Below are 17,739 nucleotides of genomic sequence, written 5' to 3'. Positions count from 1 at the left end.
ATATCGTCACCGTACCGGGCGGTAACGTGTGTGGCATGACGCGATTCGTGCAGACCGGGCCGTCGCTGCGCGACCCGTATACCGCCGATCCGCAGCTGCGGGGCTGGCTCGACCGGCTGCTCGGCGAGGACGGGCACGCCGCCGCCAAGGAGCGCCTGGCCGACCTGTCCGCCGAGGTCGTGGGGCCGCTGCGGGCAGCGCACCACGACGCCGAGACGCACCCGCCGTCGCTGACCCGCTTCGACGGGTGGGGCAACCGCGTCGAGCGGGTCGACACCTCGGCCGGTTGGCAGGCGCAGCGCGCCGCGGCCGCGCGGCACGCCGTCGTCGCCCTGCCCTACCTGCCGCCCGGTCCGGACCTGACGCAGGGCGCACGCGCCGCCTGGGGCCCGGGCGCGCGGGTCGTCCAGCACGCGCTGCTGCACCTGTGGGGGCCCGAGTCGGCGACGTTCTCGTGCCCGGTCGCGATGAGCGACGGCGCCGCCGCGCTGCTGACCCAGGCCGGCGTGCAGGGTGAGTGGCTGGCCCGGCTGGTGTCCACCGACCCGGCCGTCGCGGTCACCTCCGGGCAGTGGATGACCGAGTCGCAGGGGGGTTCCGACATCGCCCGGTCCACCACCACCGCGCGGCCCGACGGCCGCGGCGGCTGGCTGCTCACCGGCGACAAGTGGTTCTGTTCCGCGATCGACTCGGCGATGGCCGTGGCGCTGGCCCGGCCGGAGGGCGCCGGTCCCGGCAGTCGCAACCTGGTCCCGTTCCTGGTACCGCGGTACGCCGCCGACGGCCGCACGCCCGCACCCGGCCTGCAGGTGCTGCGCCTCAAGGACAAGCTCGGCACCCGCGCGGTACCGACGGGGGAGGTGCGCCTCGACGACGTCGCCGCGTTCCCGCTCGCCGACCCGGGCACGCCCGGCCTCGCCACGATGATGACCCTGGTCGTGGTCACCCGGCTGCACAACGCCGCCGCGGCCGCCGGCGGGATGCGCCGCGGCCTGGAGTACGCGCTGAGCTATGCCGCCGAGCGCACCGTCGCCGGCGGCCGGCTGGCCGGCAACCCGCTGCACCGCGCCACCCTCGGCGGCCTCGCCGTCGACGCCGCCGGCGCGTTCGCCCTCGCCATGCACGCCTTCGCGCTGCTGGGCCGGGCCGAGCACGGCGACGCCGCCGCGGCCGCGGAGCTACGCCTCGCCGCGCCGCTGGCCAAGCTCACCACCGGACGGCTCGCGGTCGCCTCAGCCAGCGAGTATCTCGAGTGCTTCGGCGGCGCCGGCTACGTCGAGGACACCGGCATCCCCCGCCTGCTGCGCGACGCCCAGGTGCTGCCCATCTGGGAGGGCACCACCAACGTGCTGTCCGTCGACGTGCTGCGCGCCCTGTCCAGTGGCCCGCCGAACGACCCGTCCGGCGGTGCGGGCGCGGCGCCGCTGCTGCACCGGCTCACCGCCGCCGCGGACGCCGCCGCGCACCGGCTGCCCGGGGTCGCCGACGCCCTCGCCGCCGCGACCCGCCGGCTCGCCGGTGACGTGGCGACGGCCGCCGCCGACCCGCGCGACCCCCGGGTGGTGGCCGGCGCCCGCGAGCTGGCGCTGCGGCTCGGGCACGCGCTCGCCGCGGCGCTGCTGCTGGAGCACGCGGCGTGGGCGGCGGAGCGCGGCGACGAGCGGCCGGCCTTGCTGGCGTCGCTGTGGATCCTGCGCCGGCTCGGCCAGGCCGACGTCTCGGCGGACCTGCACGAGCACTTCGCGCAGCTGGCCTAGGGTTTGGTACGCCGGGAACGCGCCGCGGCGAGCGTGTACGCCGGGTCCCGGTCCAGGTTGTGCCGGTCCCGGTCGTAGCGACGGGTGGTGCGCGGGTCGGCGTGGCCCATCGCGTCCTGCACGTCCTCCAGCGGCACGCCCTCGTCGCGGGCCGCGGTGGCGAACGCGTGGCGCAGCGAGTGCGGCGAGAGCCGCTCCCAGGCCGGCACGCCCGCGTCCCGCGCGAGGCGGCGCACCAGCCGGAACACCGCGTGCCGGTCGACACGCCCGCCGGTCGCGGTGGCGAACAGCGGGCCGGGCGCGTCGCCGCGCACCTCGAGGTACTCGTCCAGGGCCCACACCACGGCCGGGGTCAGCGCCCGGCGGCGGGCCTTGCCGCCCTTGCCGGTGAACCGCACCGTGCGGTGGCCGCGCTCGGCGCCCAGGTCGCCGAGGTCGAGGGCGACCACCTCGCCGACGCGCAGCCCCAGGTCGGCCAGCAGCGCGAGCACGGCCCGGTCCCGGGCGGCGGTCGGCCCGTCGAGGCGCCCGGCCGCGGCGAGCATCGCGTCGACCTCGCCGGCGCTGAGCCCGACCGTCGCGGACACGTCCCGGGCCACCCGGGGCCGGTCGGCGCCGCCGACCGGGTTGGCGCTCACCGCCTCCAGCCGCGCCAGGAAGGCGTACCAGCTCGACAGCGCCGAGAGCTTCCGGGCGACGCTGGCCGGGGCGAGCACCTTGCCGGTCCGGCCGTCCACGGTCGACTCCAGGTCGCGGGCGTACGCGTTGACGTGCAGGAACGACGCCCGCAGCGGGTCCAGGTCGCGGCCGGCGCACCAGGCGAGATACTGCTGCACGTCGCGGCGGTACGCGGCCCGGGTGTGCACCGACAGCCGGCGGTTGGCCAGCCACGCCTCGGTGAAGTCGTGTTCGCCGGCCGCGGGCAGGCCCGGCGGCGGGATGCGCGAGGGGGTCGACATCTACGGGTTGACCGCCCACACCGTGGTGCGTTTGACCGGCGCGTCCTCCAGGGTCCGCGGCACCGGCACGTCGTACTCGGCCAGTAGCGTCAGATGGTCCTTCGGCAGGTACGCCCGGCCGGGGTCGCCGACGAGCACCGTCGTGCCCTTGCCCGCGGCCCGGCGCAGGTACGCCAGCATCCGCCGGGTCATCTCCCGGCTGTAGAAGACGTCGCCGGCCAGCACGACGTCGGCGTCCGGCTCCTGCTCCAGCACGTCGCCGAGCAGCGCCGTGACCACCACGTCGTTCGCTTTCGTGTTGACGTCGATCGCGGCGATGGCTAGGGGGTCGATCTCCACGGCGGTGACCCGGGCGGCGCCGGCCTTCATCGCCGCAATCGCCACCAGCCCCGACCCGGCGGCCAGGTCGAGCACGTCGCGCCCGGCCAGCAGCGCCGGGTGGTCCAGCACGTAGCGGGCCAGGGCCTGCCCGCCCGCCCACGCGAACGCCCAGAACGGCGGCGGGAGCTGCCCGCCCTGATCGGATTCGGTCCGCTCCCACAGCTCGATGGCCTCGTCGGCCAGGTGCAGGTGTACCTCGGGGGTCAGCGGCACCGGCGAGAGGCTCGTGTTGGCCAGGACGAATTGCGCGGTCATCGCAGCGGACGGTATCAAGCCCGGCTGTCACTCGTGCGTGCGACGCCCCGTGCCGGGTGGCTTCGGTACGGTTCCCGCATGGCAGGCAGTGCCGCATTCGTCTGGATCATTCTCGGCCTCGCCACGGTCGTGCTGGTCCTCATCGCCGTGTACGTCGGCTCGTGGCGGAGCAACGACGACGCCTGAGTTATCCACAGCGGTTATCCACAGCCGCCGATTGCCTCTTCCGGGGCCGCGCCCGTCCGTGATGTCGTCGGCACATGGCACCACCCACACCGCAACGCATCGCCGCCGGCATCGCGGCACTGCGCGACGACGCCACGGCCTGGCTGACGGCGGCCGCCGCCATGTCCACCGCGGCCACGGCCGCCCCGCCCCTGGACGGCGGCCAGTTCTCCGCCCTCGGCGACCTGACCGGCCTGGCCGGCGTCCACGCCGAGCTGCGGCACACCGTCGCCACCCTGCTCGCCGAGGCCGCCCGCACCGGCGCCGCGACGGCCGCGGCCCTGCACGAGGCCGCCGACGGCTACGAGCGCGACGAGCGCGACGCCGTCCACCTCCTGCGCGGGATCTGGTGAGCCGTGCTGAACGATTTCGGTCACCTGCCGCGCGCCGCCGAGGACCTGCTGGACGCGGTCGCACGGCACGCCGCCCGGGTCGTCGCCGACTGCCACCGCTGGCTGCGCCTCCTCGGCCCCGCCGCGGCGGTCCTGGAGCGGCCGCTCGCCGAGCTGGAGCGGGCCGCCGCCGACGTGGCCGGTCACCTGCGCACCATGCTCGACCGCCCGGGCGACCCGGTCGCCCTGTGGCGGGCCGGCGAGCGCTGGCGGCTCGCGGTCGCCGTCCCGGCCGCCGCCCGCGCCGCCACCTTCACCGCCGGCTCCCTGCACGCCGACGACCGCTGGCAGGGCCCGGCCGCCGAGGCGTACACGCGGACCCTGCCCCCGCAGCACGAGGCCCTGCTGCAGCTCGCCGACGCCGCCGGCGACACGGCCGCGTCGCTGCGGGAGGCGGCCGCGGCCCTGGTGGCGTACTGGACCGCGGTCGGCGTGGCCCTGACCGGCCTGACCGCCCAGCTGGCCACGGCCGCGACCGCGACCGCCACCCCGGCGACGGCCCCGGCGGGCGCCCTGCTGGCCCTGACCGCGGCGTCGGAGTGCATCGCCACGCTCAACGCCCTCCACCGGGCGCTGACCCTGGAGCTGGAACGGGCCCGCCGCACCCAGCAGACCCTGCTGACCCGCCTGACCGACGGCCCCGCGTTCCCGTCCGGCCACTGGCCGGTCGTCGCCGCCGCGTCCCTGTCCGACGCGAGCCTCACCGACGGCGACGCCTCGGACTGGAGCCTGCGACGGTGACGTCCGGCGGCCGGGAATCCCGCTCGCGGCCACCGCGCTCGTTGATCCTGTGTAGGAAATGGCCGCCATGACAGCCGTTTCTTACACAACGGTCACGACCGCAATCCACCGACGACGCCCTGCGGGGGCTGCGCTGCGCTCCGGCGTGATGCCCTGCTTCACCCGCTACGAGCGGACCTCCGCACCGCCGCGGCGACGAGCTGCGGCAGGCACCGGCCGGCTGACCCGGCCCTGCCCGGCCTGCGGCCTGCCACCGCGGACGGAAGCCGTGCGGGTGATCAGACCAGGCGCAGCTGCCCGCCGGCGCGGGCGGCGGGGCCCAGGTTGCCGGCGCGGTGGTGACGGCGGCACAGCACCTGGTAGTGCACGTCGGCCGGGGGCGTGCCGGCCACGCCGTCGGCCGTGGTGTCGCCGAGGACGACCTGGTCGCCCTCGCGGGCGATGACGCCGTCGACGACCCGGGCGTTGAGCAGGCCCGAGCGGCCGCACCAGCACAGCACCTCGACCTGGACCCGGGTGACCTCGTCGGCGAGTTCGAAGAGCCGCTGCGCGGCCGGGAACAGGGCGGTGCGGAAGTCGGTGGCCAGCCCGAACGCGTAGACGTCGACGTCGGAGTTGTCGACCAGATCGGCCAGTTGCTCGATCTGCTCGACGGTGTAGAAGCTCGCCTCGTCGCAGATGAGGTAGTCCACGCGGATGCCGCGCGCCCACCGGTCGCGCACCAGGGCGCGCAGGTCGAGTCCGGCCACGTCGACGGCTTCCTTGCCCAGGCCGATGCGGGTGCTGAGCCGGCCGGGGCCGGCCCGGTCGATGGTGGTCAGGACCAGGCCGTGGCGGCCCTGGCGGGCGTGGTTGTAGTCCATCTGCAGCGCGAGGGTGGATTTTCCGCAGTCCATCGGGCCGTAGAAGAACTTCAGCCGGCCGCCGCGGCGCAGGCGGCTGTCGCCGGCGGCCACGCAGGCGTCAGGGGCGTCGTCGGTTGCAGTCACGGCCTGAGAGACTACTTGCCGGGCGGCTCGTCGATGGCTCGCAGGCGCGCCGCGACCACGTCGCGTCCCGTGACGCCCATCGCGTCGTAGAGCTCGAGGGCGGCCTGCAGCCGCTGCCGCGACAGCCGCGGGTCGGTGCTGCACAGTCCGAGGCCGTAGTAGGCGCGGGCCTGCTCGTAGCGGTAGCCGATGCGCATCGCCCGCTCCAGTGCCCGGGCGTGGACGAGCTTGGCCTCCTCCACCCGGCCGGCGGTGAACAGGCCGGCGCCGAGGTTGTTGCCGGTCAGGCACGCGGTGTGCGGGTCGAGGTGCTCGGCGTCGCGCTGGGCGGCGTGCAGCAGCTCGAGGCCCTCCGCGGTGCGGCCGAGCGCGGTCAGGCTCAGCCCGAGGATGCTGCGGGCCTCGCACTCCACGGAGGGCCCGACCTCGGGGCCGGAGTGGCCGAGGATCCAGCGCAGCAGCAGTACCGCCTGCCGGTGCTGGCCGAGCCGCTGCCGGATGATGCCGAGCTCGAGGGCGCCGTTGACGGCCAGCCGCGCGGAACCGCTGGCCCGGCCGGCGGCGTGGGTGTGCCGGGCCGCGGCGATGGCCTCCTCGGTGCGGCCGAGCTGCCACAGGACCGTCGACAGGCAGGTCCACTGCACGCCGAAGATCACCGCCTCGTCGGCGTAGATCGCCGCCATCGAGCGCTCCAGCAGCTCCAGGGCCTCGGCGAGCCGGCCGGAGAACTGGTACACCGCGGCGAGGTTGCTCTGGGCCCGCGGCCCCCACACCGGGTGCTCGACGATGCGGTTGAGGTGCCCGGCGGCGGCGTCCTGATGTCCGGCGCGGGCGTAGGCGGAGGCGAGGTAGTTGTGGGTCATCGCGACGAGGTTGTCGTCGCCGATGGCCTCGGCTGCGGCCAGGGCACGGCGGTGCAGGTCGATGGACACGTCGTTCATCGAGTTGCGGAACAGGTAGGTCCACAGGGCCCGGGTGAGCAGGCAGGTGTGCCGGTGCCGGCCGAGCCGGTCGGCGAGCAGGGTGACCCCGACGAGGTTGCCGATCTCCAGGTCGAGCCAGCGGCGGGTGCCGGCCATGTCGGTGAAGCGCGGCACCGACGGCAGCACCTCGCCGGTGTCGATCGCGCCGCGGTGGCGGTTCTGCTCCCACCGGCGGGTGGCGGCGGCCGTGGACTGCAGGTAGAAGTCGAGCATCCGGCCGGTGGCCGCGTCGCGCTCGGGATCCTCACCGGCGAGCCCGGCGGCGTATTCGCGCAGCATGTCGTGCAGCCGGAACCGCCCGGCGACGGGCTCGATGAGCAGGTGCGTGTCGACGAGCCGGCCGAGCAGCTCGTCGGTGTCGCGGACGGGCAGGTCGGCGAGGGCGGCGGCGACACGGACCGCGAACTCCCCGGACGGGTGCAGGCCGGCGAGCCGGAACATGCGCCGGGCCGGCTCGTCCAGTTGCCGGTAGGACAGCTCGAACGCGGCGTGCGGGGACCGGCCGTCGACGGTGAGGTCGATCGGGGCGGGGTTGGCCTGGCGCAGCCGTTCGGCGAGGTCGGCGACGCTCCACGACGGCCGGTGCGCCAGCCGGGCGGCGGCCAGCCGCAGCGCGAGCGGCAGCCCGCCGCACAGCCGGACGACCTCGGCGGTGGCGTGCGGGTCGGCGGCGGCTCGGGCGCCGACGACGGTGGCGACGAACCGGGCGGCGTCGGTGTCGTCGAGCACGTCGAGGGAGACGGAGTGCGCGCCGTCGAGGCCGCCGAGACGCCGCCGGCTGGTGACGATGACCAGGCTGGCGGAGGCGCCGGGCAGCAGCGGGGTGACCTGGGCGGGGTCGGCGGCGTTGTCGAGCACGACGAGCATCCTGCGGTGGGCGAGCTCGCTGCGCCAGCGGGCGACGCGCTCGTCGGGGTCGGCGGGGATGCGTTCGGGGTCGATGCCGAGGTGGCGCAGCAGCAGCCCGACGGCGTCGTGCGGGGCGTGGGGCGGGCGTTCGCTGTGGGCGCGCAGGTCGACGAAGAGCCGCCCGTCGGGGTAGCGGTCGGCGACGAGATGCGCGACGTGCACGGCGAGGCTGGTCTTGCCGACGCCGGCCATGCCGTCGATGGTGAGCACGACCGGCAGGTCGTCGCGGACGGCGCGGGCGGCGGCGACGAGCCGGGCGACGAGGGCGTCGCGGCCGGAGAAGTCGGCGATGTCGCGGGGCAGCGTCCACGGGGTCGGCACCGGCACGACCCGGGCGGGGTGGCCCAGCGGCACGGCGTGGGCGGACCGCTCGGCCGGGGACACCGCGGGCTGGGGCTGCAGCAGCCCGCGGTACAGCTCCTGTGACGCCGCGCTGGGGACGAGGCCGAGCTGTTCGTCGAGGGCCTCGGCCAGACGTAGGTAGACGCTGATGGCGTCGGCGGTGCGCCCGACCCGGGCCAGTGCCGTCATCAGCTGCCCGTGCAGCCGCTCCCGCAGCGGGTGCTGCTCGGTCAGGCCGGTGAGCTGGCTGATCAGCTCGGCCTGCAGGCCCAGCTGCAGCTCAACGTCGATGCAGTCCTCGACGGCGGCGTTGTACCGCTCCTCCAGCGTGACGGCGGCGGCCTGGACGCCGGGGCTGGCGACGCCGGCCAGCGCCGGGCCGCGCCACAGCTCGAGGGCGTCGCGCAGATGCTTCCGGGCGGTGTTGAGCTCCCCGGCGTTCAGCGCGGCCCGCCCGTCGGCGACGAGCTGGGCGAAGACGAGGGTGTCGAGGTCGTCGTCGGCGACGACGGCGCGGTAGCCGGCGGTGTCGGTGTGGATGGTGCCGGGCAGCTGCCGGCGCAGCCGCGACACACAGGTGTGCAGCTGGGCACGGGCAGTGACCGGGGCGGCGTCGCCCCAGACGGCGTCGACGAGCCGGGGCAGCGTGACGACCCGGTTGGGGTGCAGCAGCAGCATGGCCAGCAGGATCCGGTCGCGGGCCGCGAAAATCTCCAGCCGCCGGCCGGCGACGTCGACCTCCAGCGGACCGAGCAGCCGGTATCGCACGAAGCGAACAGTAACGCAGGGTGTCATGTAGGCGACACCCTCCGGTCACAAGCGGGCCGGAGGGGTGTTACCTGCCTGTTCGATGGCGCGGCGCATCGGCACGGCGGCGAGGACCACGAACCCGACCACGAAGAACACCAGCAGGGAGACGATCGCGACGCGGTAGCTACGGGTCAGGTCGTAGGCGAGGCCGAACAGCAGCGGCCCGAGCCAGCTGGTGCCCTTGTCGGATATCTCGTAGATGCCGAAGTACTCGCCTTCCTTGCCCTTCGGGATCAGCTGGGAGAACAGCGACCGGGACAGGGCCTGGCTGCCGCCGAGCACGAGGCCGATGGCGCCGCCGAGCACCACGAACAGCACGGCCTGCTTGGCGGGCAGGAAGAACGCCACGAGGACGACCAGCGTCCACAGCACGAGGCTGACCAGGACGGTCTTCCAGGCGCCGATGGCGCGGGCGAGGCGGCCCAGGGCCAGCGCGCCGACGAAGGCGAGGAACTGCACCATGAGGATGGTGGGCACCAGCACGCTGTCGGCCAGCTGCAGTTCCTGGGTGCCGTACTGGCTGGCCAGCGAGATGACGGTCTGGATGCCGTCGTTGTAGATCAGGTACGCGACGAGGAAGAGCAGGGTCAGCGGGTACGCCTTGAGGCTTTTCAGGGTGCGCCACACCTGCCGGAACCCGTCGGTGAGGACGTTGCCGGCGGCGCCGAGGGCCTCGGCGGCGGGGGGCCGGTTCCGCAGCGTCAGCAGCGGGATGGTGGTGAACCCGGCCCACCACAGACCGGCGGAGACGAGACTGTAGCGGGCGACCTCGCCGGTGGACAGGCCGAGGCGCTCCTTCATCAGCACGGCGGCGACGTTGAACAGCAGCAGCAGGCCGCCGCCGAGGTAGCCCCAGGCCCAGCCGAAGCTGGAGACCCGGTCGCGGTCCTCCTCGTCGGCGATCTGCGGCAGGAACGAGTTGTACACCACGACCGACGCGCCGAAGGCGACGTTGGCCAGCAGGAACAGCCCGGCGCCGAGCAGGTATCGGTCGCCGGTGAGGAACAGCATGGCGGTGGTGGCGCCGGCGCCGATGTAGGCGAACAGGGCCAGCAGCTGCTTCTTGCGCGGCGAGCGGTCGGCGATGGCGCCGACGACCGGCAGGACGAACACGGTGAGGAACACCGACAGTGACACCGTGTAGGGGAACAGGGCGCCCGGGGCGATGGCGATGCCGAGCGGGCGGATGACGGCGTCGGCGCAGCCGTCGTCGTGGCAGCCGGCGGCCTTCTCGGCGATGGAGGTCAGATAGGGGCCGAGGAAGACGGTGATGACGGTCGTGGAGAACGCGGAGTTGGCCCAGTCGTAGAAGTACCAGCCGGTGCGTTCCCGGCGGGTGCTCAGGCGTGTTTCCTGCGCACTGTCATCCACAGTGGACACGGGGGACCCTTCCTCGGGCGCGTCAGTGCCAGATGCCGCGCGTCCGGTACACCTCGCGCAGCACCTCGATGTGATCGGTCATGATGCCATCTACGCCGATGTCGAGGAAGTGGGCGATCTCGTGCGGGTCGTCGATCGTCCACAGGTGCACGTGCAGCCCGGCCCGGTGGCAGTAGTCGACGAACTGCTCGGTGGCCAGGGGGATCCGGCCGTACCGCGGCGGGATCTGGACCGCCACGACGGTCTCGGCGGGGGTGTAGCGGCGGCCCACCTGGAACGCCGCCCACAGCGCGGCAACCTCCCGCATGCCCATCGAGGTGGCCACGGCCGGGCCGGCGTGGCGGCGCATGCGGCGCAGCCGGGCGGAGGAGAACGAGGCGAGCAGGACCCGCTCGTGCGCCTTGAGCCGCTCCACGACCTCCAACGTCGGTTGTACCGCATGGTCGGTCTTCGCATCGATGTTGAACCGGATGTCCGGGTAGGCGGCGAGGACCTCGTCGAGGCGGGGCACCGCGGCGGCACCGCCGACGCGCTCGGTCCGCAGATCCGCCCACCGTAAGTCGATCATCCGACCCGGGCGCCCCAGGAGCCGCTCCAGCGTGTCATCGTGGAACACGACCGCGACCCCGTCGGCGGTGGCGTGCGTGTCGGTCTCGATGTACCTGTACCCGAGCCCGGCCGCACGGGCGAACGCCGCTGTCGTGTTCTCGTCACCGGCCGCCGCCCCGCCGCGGTGGGCGAAGCCCAGCGGTCCTGGCGTGTCGAGGTAGGGCACCTGCTGTCTCACGCGGCCAGTATGCAGCGGTCTTCGGTCAACTTCGTGCAACGGCGGGTTACGGCAGGCTTGACGGCCGACGCAGAGCGCGGAACGGCAAAGGTAGGGTGACGCACATGCGCGTGCTCGGCATCGACTTCGGCACGTCGAACACGGTCGCGATGGTCCGCACGCCGGACGCGCGGATGCGACCACTGCTGTTCGACGGTTCCCCCTTGCTGCCCTCTGCCCTGTACTTCAACACCGACGGAAAGGTCCTCGTCGGCCGGGACGCCGAGCGCAACGCACGGCTGGACCCGGCCCGTTTCGAACCCAACCCGAAGCGGCGCATCGACGACGGCGAGGTGTTCATCGGCGACCATCCGATGCCCGTGCCGCGCCTGTTCGCGCACGTGTTGTCGCAGGTGAACACGGAGGCGCGGCGGCAGCTGGGCGGCGCGCCGGACGAGGTGCGCCTGACCCACCCGGCGCGGTGGGGCGAGCGGCGCCGGTCGCTGCTCATCGAGGCGACCCGCATCTCGGGGCTGGGCACGCCGCGGCTGATCGCCGAGCCGGTCGGGGCGGCGTCGTACTTCACCGCGGTGCTGGGCTCGGCGGTGCCGGTGGGCCGCAGCCTCGCGATCTACGACCTGGGCGGCGGCACGTTCGACGCGACCGTGGTGCGCCGCACCCAGTCCGGGTTCGAGGTGCTCGCCGAGGACGGCCTGGCCGACATCGGCGGCCTGGACTTCGACCACGCGATCGTGGAGCACCTGGGCAAGACGTATTCGCAGAGCCACCCGCAGAAGTGGGCGTCGCTGTCCAACCCGACCGACGCCTCGGACCGGCGGCTGCGCCGGATGCTGTACGAGGACGTGCGCGGGGCCAAGGAGATGCTGTCGCGCACGGCGTCGACGGACATCCACCTGCCGTCGATGGAGATCGACGCGCACATGACCCGTGAGGAGCTGGAGACGCTCGTCCGGCCCCAGCTGGAGCGGACGGTGGCGTGCCTGCGCCGGGCGATCGAGTCGGCGCGGCTGCAGCCCAAGGATCTCGTCGGGATCTTCCTGGTCGGCGGGTCGTCGCGGATCCCGCTCGCGGCGCACCTGATCCACACCGAGCTGGGCGTGGCGCCCACGACCCTGGAGCAGCCGGAGACGGTCGTGGTCGAGGGGGCGCTGTGCATCGGCGTGGCGGCCACCCCGGCCCGCGCGTCGGGCATGCCGCGGCAGGTGACCCCGCCGCCGCAACAGCAGCGGCCGGTTCCGGCGGCGACGCACGCGCCGGTGTCGGCGGCGCCGATGTCGGGCGTGCCGGTCTCCCCGGCGGTGCAGCGCCCGCCGGTGGTGCCGCCGCGGCCCGCGGGGGTACCGCAGCCCGTCGTGCAGCGTCCGCCGGTCGTCCCGCCGCCGGTGCAGCAGCCCGTGTTCCGGCCCCAACCGGCGCCGCAGCCGATGGCCCCGCCACCGGTCGTGCAGCCGGGAAGGCCCGGCCCGTTCCCGCCGCAGGCGGCCCGGCAGGCCCCGGCGCAGCCGGGCGAGGCGGCGGAGCGCAACTGGATGGCCGTGATCATCCTGGTCCTGGTGGTGGTAGTGGTGCTGTTCGTGATCCTGCTGAGGATGGCGCTCTGAACGACGAAGACCAAAGCGGCGGCGGTACCTGCGAGGGGTACCGCCGCCGCTTTGGTCTTCGGCTCGTTACTGAGGTGCCCAGAAGGTGGCGAGGCTGCTGGCGGCCGGGTCGTCGGAGCCCAGCAGCAGGCTCCACGCGTCGGCGCCGGACGGGACGTCGACGCCGGCGTAGTCGGCCAGGCCGCCCGGTTCGGCGGGCCCGTGGCCGGTGACGGCCGGGTCGAACGCGGCCGACAGGCTGTGGTCGGGGCCGCCGAGGACGTCGGCGTCGCTCCACGGGAACCCGTCGACGGGCTCCGGCGGGTCCTGCAGGTGCAGCGGCTCGGGGAACTGCGCCTCGTGCCAGGCCGGGTCGTCGGCGCCGGCCTGGACGTCGGGGTCGGCGCCGAACGCGGCCTCGTGCTGGTCGTCCGTGGTATCCGCGTGGTCGCTGTCCGTGTGATCCCTGGTGTCCGTGTGATCGTGGCCGGGGTCGTGGGCGTCCGTGGTGTCGTGCAGGGCCTGGTCGTACTCCGCGGCGGCGTGCTCGGTGCCGAGCGGCTCCTCGAGGTCGTCGCCCCCGTGCCGGGAGTCGAGGTGCCCGCCGCCGAGGTCGTGGTCCTCGGCACCGAACTCGGCGTGCAGGTGCCCGTCTGCGAAGTCGGCGCCATAGTCCTCGGCGAAGCCGCCGTGCAGGTCGTGCCCGGTGTCGCCGGACAGGTCCGCGGTGTTGGCGTCGTCGCCGCCGTCAGACCATTCCCAGTGCCCGTCCATGGAACGTCAACCCCCTACGCCTCGGCCAACGCGTCGGCCGCATCGGCAGGCGCGTTCGGGGTGAGCGCGCGGATGCGCACGAGCACCTCGTCGACCTGTTTGATGCGGGCGCGCAGGCCCTCTCGTTCGGTGTTCAACGCGGCCTTGCGCTTGGCGCGCTCGGCCTTGTCCTCGGCCAGCGACTTGTCGATGTTCGCGATGTGCGCGTCGAGCTGCTTGAGGCGCCGCTCGATCGCTTCGTCGAGGGCGAGCGTCAGCGCGTACTGCAGGTCGGTGAACCGGTGCATGATCTCGTCGGACAGCGCGGCGCGGGCCTCGCCGAGGACCTCCCGCAGCCAGGCGCGGGCCTGGGCCTTGTCCGCCATACTCTTCCGCTTGAAGATCATGTAGGCGCCGGCGGCGAGGCCGAGGCCGACGCCGACGACGGGCAGGACGAGCCCGGCGCCGGCCAGGCCGATCGCACCGAGCGCGCTGGCGCCGCCGAGCATGCCGGGCACGCGGGCGGCCATCATCGCCATACCGGCCGAGGACATGACGACCATGGCGCCGTCGCCGGACTGCTCGCGGCGCGGCTTGGTGCCCAGGGCGTGGCGCAGCCGGGCGTTGAGCCCGCGCAGCACGTGCTGCAGCTCGTTGGGGTGGAACACCTGGGCCAGGACCCGCTCGCCGACCTTGCGGAACCGGAACTCCAGGTCGTGCGACAGCCGCACGCTCAGCGCGTACAGCGCCTTGTCCAGTTCGGCGGGCAGCTCCTGCATGTCGCTGCGGCCGCCCTTGTCGATCTTCTCCATGAACTGTTCCTGCAGCTGCGTCACGTAGTTGCGCAGCCGCGTGGTGGCCTCGACCCGGGCCCGCTGGGTCTCGGTGGACAGCGCCAGGGACCACTGCCGCGACTCGGTGCGTTTGCGGGTGGCGACCTGGGTGCGTTCCTCCTTGGCCCGCTCCGCGTCGGCCGGGTCGGGGTCGGTGGCCTTCATCCGGTCGCCGAACTCCTGGTCGACGCGGATGTACTCGGAGCGCACCGAGCGCAGCACGTTGGCCTGCGCCAGCAGGTGGCCCTTGCCGGCCAGGTTGATGAGCGCGTGCTGCAGCTCGGCGATGCGCGACTCGCGGATCAGTTCGCCGGCGGCCTCCTTGGGCATCTGCATCGCCAGCTCCGCCAGCCGGGCCGAGACCGGGAACCACGGCGCCGAGGCGAACCGGGGCGCGTGGGTCTGCAGCTGGCCCTTGTTGTCGGCGAGGATGGTGCGCCAGCCGGGGTACGCGTCGACCTTCGTCAGCGCGAACAGCACGAAGTTGACCTTCTTGCTGGCCTCGATGAGGAAGTTCATCTCCGGCTTGGAGAACGGCGAGGACGAGTCGACGACGAACAGCAGCGCGGTCGCCTTCTCCACCGCGTCCATGGCGACCTCGGCGTGCATCGAGTCCAGCCCGCCGGTGCCGGGCGTGTCGATGAGCGTGAGGTACTGCAGCAGCGGCGCCGAGTGCTGCACCTCGATGCGCCGCGGCGGCCGCATCCCGTCGGGCAGCCGGCCCAGCACGGTGCCCCAGTCGCGCAGGTCGCCCAGGCCGAGCGGGACGGGGTCCTCGCGGCCGGGGATGTAGGCGCGGGCGCCGTGCTGCGGGTTGTGCTGGAACTCCAGGTAGGAGGCGGTGGCCACGGCCGCGTCGACCGGGGACAGGTTGGGCACGCCGATGAGCATGTTGGTCAGCGAGCTCTTGCCGCGCTTGGTCTCGCCGACCACGACGATGCGGGGTCGCTGGACGTCGCGGCGCCGCTCGGTGTCGATGTCGGCGGCCGCGTCCGGGTCGATCTTGCGCAGGTAGGCGAGGCTGCCCTCGACGCCGGCCTTGAGCAGCTTGCCCAGGGCGGCCGTGGGGTCGGCGGGCTTGTTCGGCGCCTGCGGCCCGGCGGGTGCGTTGGAGGTCGAGGTCATCGTGGCTGCTCTCTGCGCGGCTGCTGGGTCGTCTGGACGGTCGGGTGGGCGCCGGTGGCGCCGCCGGCGTTGCGGGCGGCCTGGAACACCGTCACGATCGGGGCCCGCAGGACCCGCCCGTCGCGGTCGAGGTAGCCGGGGACCTCCACGCCGGAGATCTGCCCGCTGAGGCTCGGATCGTTGGTCGGGGTCGTGCCGCCGGCCTCGTGGTGCGCCGGGTCGAAGCGCACCCCGATCGGTTCGAGGGTGGTGACGCCGGCCTCCTGCAGTGCGGCGCCGAGCCGGTCGCCGAGGGCCTTGCTGGTGACCCGGTCCCGCACGTAGATCGACGCCTGGACCAGCGCCCGGCGGTCGGCGTCGGCCTGGCCGCCGCCACGGCCGGGCGGCGCGGACACCGGGGCGGTGGCGGCGCCGGAGCCGCGGGAGGCCAGCAGCAACAGCAGCAGCAGGGCCGCCCCGACGAACAGGGTGCCGACGAACGAGACCAGCGCCGGCTCGACCCCGAACGACTTCCGGTCCGTGCACGGCTGCGTCTTGACCGTCTGGGCCTGCGTGAGCGGGTTGTCCGGCTGGTCGGGCGTGCCACTGCTCTTGGCCGGGCCGTTGGCCGTGTTCGTCGCGGGCGGCGCGGTGACCGTCCCGCCCGGGCAGTCCGGTCCGCCGCCGATCAGGCCGGCCGCCGCGCCGGTGAGCACCGCGATGATCAGCGCGACGGCGACCGCGACGAGGCGCAGGCTGTTGGAGGACATCTTCGGCTCCTGGGGGTGGGGGCCTCGGCTACTGGCTGGGCTGTTGACGGGCTTGCTAACGGGCATGTCCCTGCCCCCCGCCGCGGATGCGCTGGGACAGCAGGTAGAAACCACGGTGGGCGACGAGCGCGACCCGCGACTGCGAGGGGCTGGCGCCGGCCACGGCGTAGGCCCGCCAGCGGGTCGCGGCGTCCAGCGCGGCGCGGACCATCTGGTCGCGGTCGGAGGCCGGCAGGTTGAGGATCCAGCCGGGGTCGTTGGACAGCGCCAGGCGGGTCAGCTCGCCCTCCATCTGGTCGGGCAGGTCGACCGCGCCGGTGGTGACCAGCTGCGCGACCTCCAGCAGCCGCAGCCGGTGCGACTCGGGCTGCTGCAGCACCCGCTCGATCGCGTCGCGCAGCAGTTCCCGGTCGTGGGGCCGCTCGGCGTGGCTGGCGATCTTCTCCAGGCTCGACAGCGCCCACCCGGCCTTGATGGCGTCGGTGCGCCACCGGAACGCGTGGTCGAGGGTCTGGCGCAGCCGCGGGAACCCGGAGGCCTGGAACAGCGTCCGGACCAGCTCGCCGGTGGCCAGGGTCGGCTTGGCGACCAGCTGGGCGATGGCGAAGCTGATCCCGTAGAGGTCCAGCAGGCGCAGCAGCCGTTCCCGCGACTCGCGGGTCACCGTGCACTCGCGGCTGGTGAACAGGTCGACGGAGGCCAGCAGCACGGTCCGCTCGCCCTGCGGCAGGGCGGCGAGCTGGCGCAGGGCCTCGCAGTCGGCGGCGGTGAGCCGCCCGGCCTCGGTGGTCTCGGCCAGCAGCCCGACGACCGGCACGACATCGGAGACGACCCGGCGCAGCACCTTGGACTGGTCGGTGGCCAGCGGCGCGACGATCGGCCACGGGTCCTGCCCGCCGCCGGCGAGCTTGTCCACCTTGTTGAACAGGCCGAGGGAGTTGATCGGGTTGCTCGACAGCCGGGCCGAGATCGACCGGAACGCCTCGAGGGCCTGCACGTCGTCCTCGCGCACCGACTGGGTGAACACGTAGATGATGGCCTCGGCGCCGGACAGTGCCCCGGCGGAGTCGGAGTCCAGGTCGTCGTCGATCGGCGCCTCGGAGAACAGGAACCGCCGCGCCTGGTCGGACACGGACGTGTTGGCGCTGGACAGGCCGGGGGTGTCCACGACGGTCAGGTCGCGCAGGTGGTCGCTGGTGAGGGTCACGTCGACGTAGGCGACCTCGTGGCGGGCGACGCCGAGCCGCTGCGGGATCATGCCGGCCTCGTCCAGCGGGAGGCTGACCCGGGCGCCGTTGCGCTTGACCACGTCGACGCGGTCGGACGTGCCGTAGCGGAACTGGGTGACGATGCGCGTGCACTCGCCGACCTCGGTCGGCGCGACCCGCCGCCCGATGAGCGCGTTGACGAGGGTCGACTTGCCGGACTTGAGCCGGCCGGCGATCGCGACCCGCAGCGGCTCGCCGAGCCGCCGCCGCACGTCGACGACCTGGGCCTGGGCGGCGCCTCCGAGACGGTTGCCGACCTCGCCGCACAGGTCGGCCACGCGGGAGCTCAGCGGTCCTGGAGCCACGGGGTCAGCCCCGCTTCGACGTCGCGCACAGACTGATCACCGACTGCGCGAGGCCGGTGTGCTCAGCCACAATGCCGACGTACCCTCGGGTGTCCAAGGGGTGGACCTCGCTCATTATTCGCTCCTGGGTGCAAATCAGTACCGTCATGTCCCGCACGTACGGCACACACATTACGAATATCCTGCGCGCGCAGGATCCCATGTTCGTGCCAGGAA

The 17,739-nt window shown here is 73.9% G+C and carries 14 protein-coding genes; 4 read left to right on the top strand and 10 right to left on the bottom strand.

From position 1 onward, the window contains the following. Positions 1-35 precede the first annotated feature (35 nt). Positions 36-1,757, top strand: coding sequence for an acyl-CoA dehydrogenase family protein (locus tag ABT297_RS32240; protein WP_350556185.1), 1,722 nt, complete (start codon positions 36-38; stop codon positions 1,755-1,757). Here the strand turns inward: ABT297_RS32240 and ABT297_RS32235 are convergent. Then, positions 1,754-2,716 carry a tyrosine-type recombinase/integrase gene (locus ABT297_RS32235; protein WP_350556184.1) on the bottom strand — a complete coding sequence of 321 codons (963 nt, stop codon included), beginning with the start codon at positions 2,714-2,716 and terminating at the stop codon, positions 1,754-1,756. The two genes, ABT297_RS32240 and ABT297_RS32235, sit on opposite strands and share 4 nt — an antisense overlap. Further along, the gene (locus ABT297_RS32230; RefSeq protein ID WP_350556183.1) at positions 2,717-3,352 is read right to left on the bottom strand and encodes a class I SAM-dependent methyltransferase; all 636 of its coding nucleotides are present in this window, start codon (positions 3,350-3,352) and stop codon (positions 2,717-2,719) included. It abuts the gene before it with no gap. Between the two features lie 260 nt (positions 3,353-3,612). On the opposite strand from ABT297_RS32230, the gene ABT297_RS32225 reads away from it, so the two are divergent. Both ABT297_RS32225 and ABT297_RS32220 read left to right on the top strand, forming a co-directional pair. Next, positions 3,613-3,930: a hypothetical protein gene (locus ABT297_RS32225; protein WP_350556182.1), complete on the top strand. Its 318-nt coding sequence runs from the start codon at positions 3,613-3,615 to the stop codon at positions 3,928-3,930. 3 nt (positions 3,931-3,933) lie between these two features. Further along, entirely contained in the window at positions 3,934-4,710 is a 777-nt protein-coding gene (locus tag ABT297_RS32220) for a hypothetical protein (protein WP_350556181.1), read from the top strand. A 278-nt stretch (positions 4,711-4,988) separates the two neighbouring features. Here ABT297_RS32220 and ABT297_RS32215 read toward each other — a convergent pair whose 3' ends face one another. The 4 genes from ABT297_RS32215 to ABT297_RS32200 are packed head-to-tail and all read right to left on the bottom strand — an operon-like array spanning position 4,989 to position 10,910. Next, positions 4,989-5,699 carry a thymidine kinase gene (locus ABT297_RS32215; RefSeq protein ID WP_502885683.1) on the bottom strand — a complete coding sequence of 237 codons (711 nt, stop codon included), beginning with the start codon at positions 5,697-5,699 and terminating at the stop codon, positions 4,989-4,991. A gap of 11 nt (positions 5,700-5,710) precedes the next feature. Further along, the gene (locus tag ABT297_RS32210) at positions 5,711-8,701 is read right to left on the bottom strand and encodes an AfsR/SARP family transcriptional regulator (protein WP_350556180.1); all 2,991 of its coding nucleotides are present in this window, start codon (positions 8,699-8,701) and stop codon (positions 5,711-5,713) included. A 45-nt stretch (positions 8,702-8,746) separates the two neighbouring features. Then, a complete protein-coding gene (locus tag ABT297_RS32205; RefSeq protein ID WP_350556179.1) occupies positions 8,747-10,123 on the bottom strand; it encodes an MFS transporter in 1,377 nt (458 codons plus the stop codon). Positions 10,124-10,145: 22 nt separating this feature from the next. Then, positions 10,146-10,910, bottom strand: coding sequence for a glycerophosphodiester phosphodiesterase family protein (locus ABT297_RS32200; RefSeq protein ID WP_350556178.1), 765 nt, complete (start codon positions 10,908-10,910; stop codon positions 10,146-10,148). Between the two features lie 104 nt (positions 10,911-11,014). Between ABT297_RS32200 and ABT297_RS32195 the strand changes: the two genes are divergently transcribed. Further along, positions 11,015-12,511, top strand: coding sequence for an Hsp70 family protein (locus ABT297_RS32195; RefSeq protein ID WP_350556177.1), 1,497 nt, complete (start codon positions 11,015-11,017; stop codon positions 12,509-12,511). A gap of 66 nt (positions 12,512-12,577) precedes the next feature. Here ABT297_RS32195 and ABT297_RS32190 read toward each other — a convergent pair whose 3' ends face one another. The 4 genes from ABT297_RS32190 to ABT297_RS32175 are packed head-to-tail and all read right to left on the bottom strand — an operon-like array spanning position 12,578 to position 17,523. Beyond that, positions 12,578-13,264: a hypothetical protein gene (locus ABT297_RS32190; protein ID WP_350556176.1), complete on the bottom strand. Its 687-nt coding sequence runs from the start codon at positions 13,262-13,264 to the stop codon at positions 12,578-12,580. 14 nt (positions 13,265-13,278) lie between these two features. Further along, positions 13,279-15,201, bottom strand: a complete 1,923-nt coding sequence (locus ABT297_RS32185; protein WP_350556175.1) for a dynamin family protein — start codon at positions 15,199-15,201, stop codon at positions 13,279-13,281. Then, complete coding sequence (locus tag ABT297_RS32180) at positions 15,198-15,950, bottom strand: nucleotide exchange factor GrpE (RefSeq protein ID WP_350556174.1); 753 nt, start codon at positions 15,948-15,950, stop codon at positions 15,198-15,200. The genes ABT297_RS32185 and ABT297_RS32180 overlap by 4 nt, the downstream gene beginning before the upstream one ends. A gap of 55 nt (positions 15,951-16,005) precedes the next feature. Further along, positions 16,006-17,523, bottom strand: coding sequence for a dynamin family protein (locus ABT297_RS32175; protein ID WP_350556173.1), 1,518 nt, complete (start codon positions 17,521-17,523; stop codon positions 16,006-16,008). Positions 17,524-17,739 lie beyond the last annotated feature (216 nt).

Source organism: Dactylosporangium sp. NPDC000555 (assembly GCF_040300025.1).
Taxonomy (GTDB): Bacteria; Actinomycetota; Actinomycetes; order Mycobacteriales; family Micromonosporaceae; genus Dactylosporangium.
This window is presented reverse-complemented; position numbering and strand designations above follow the sequence as displayed.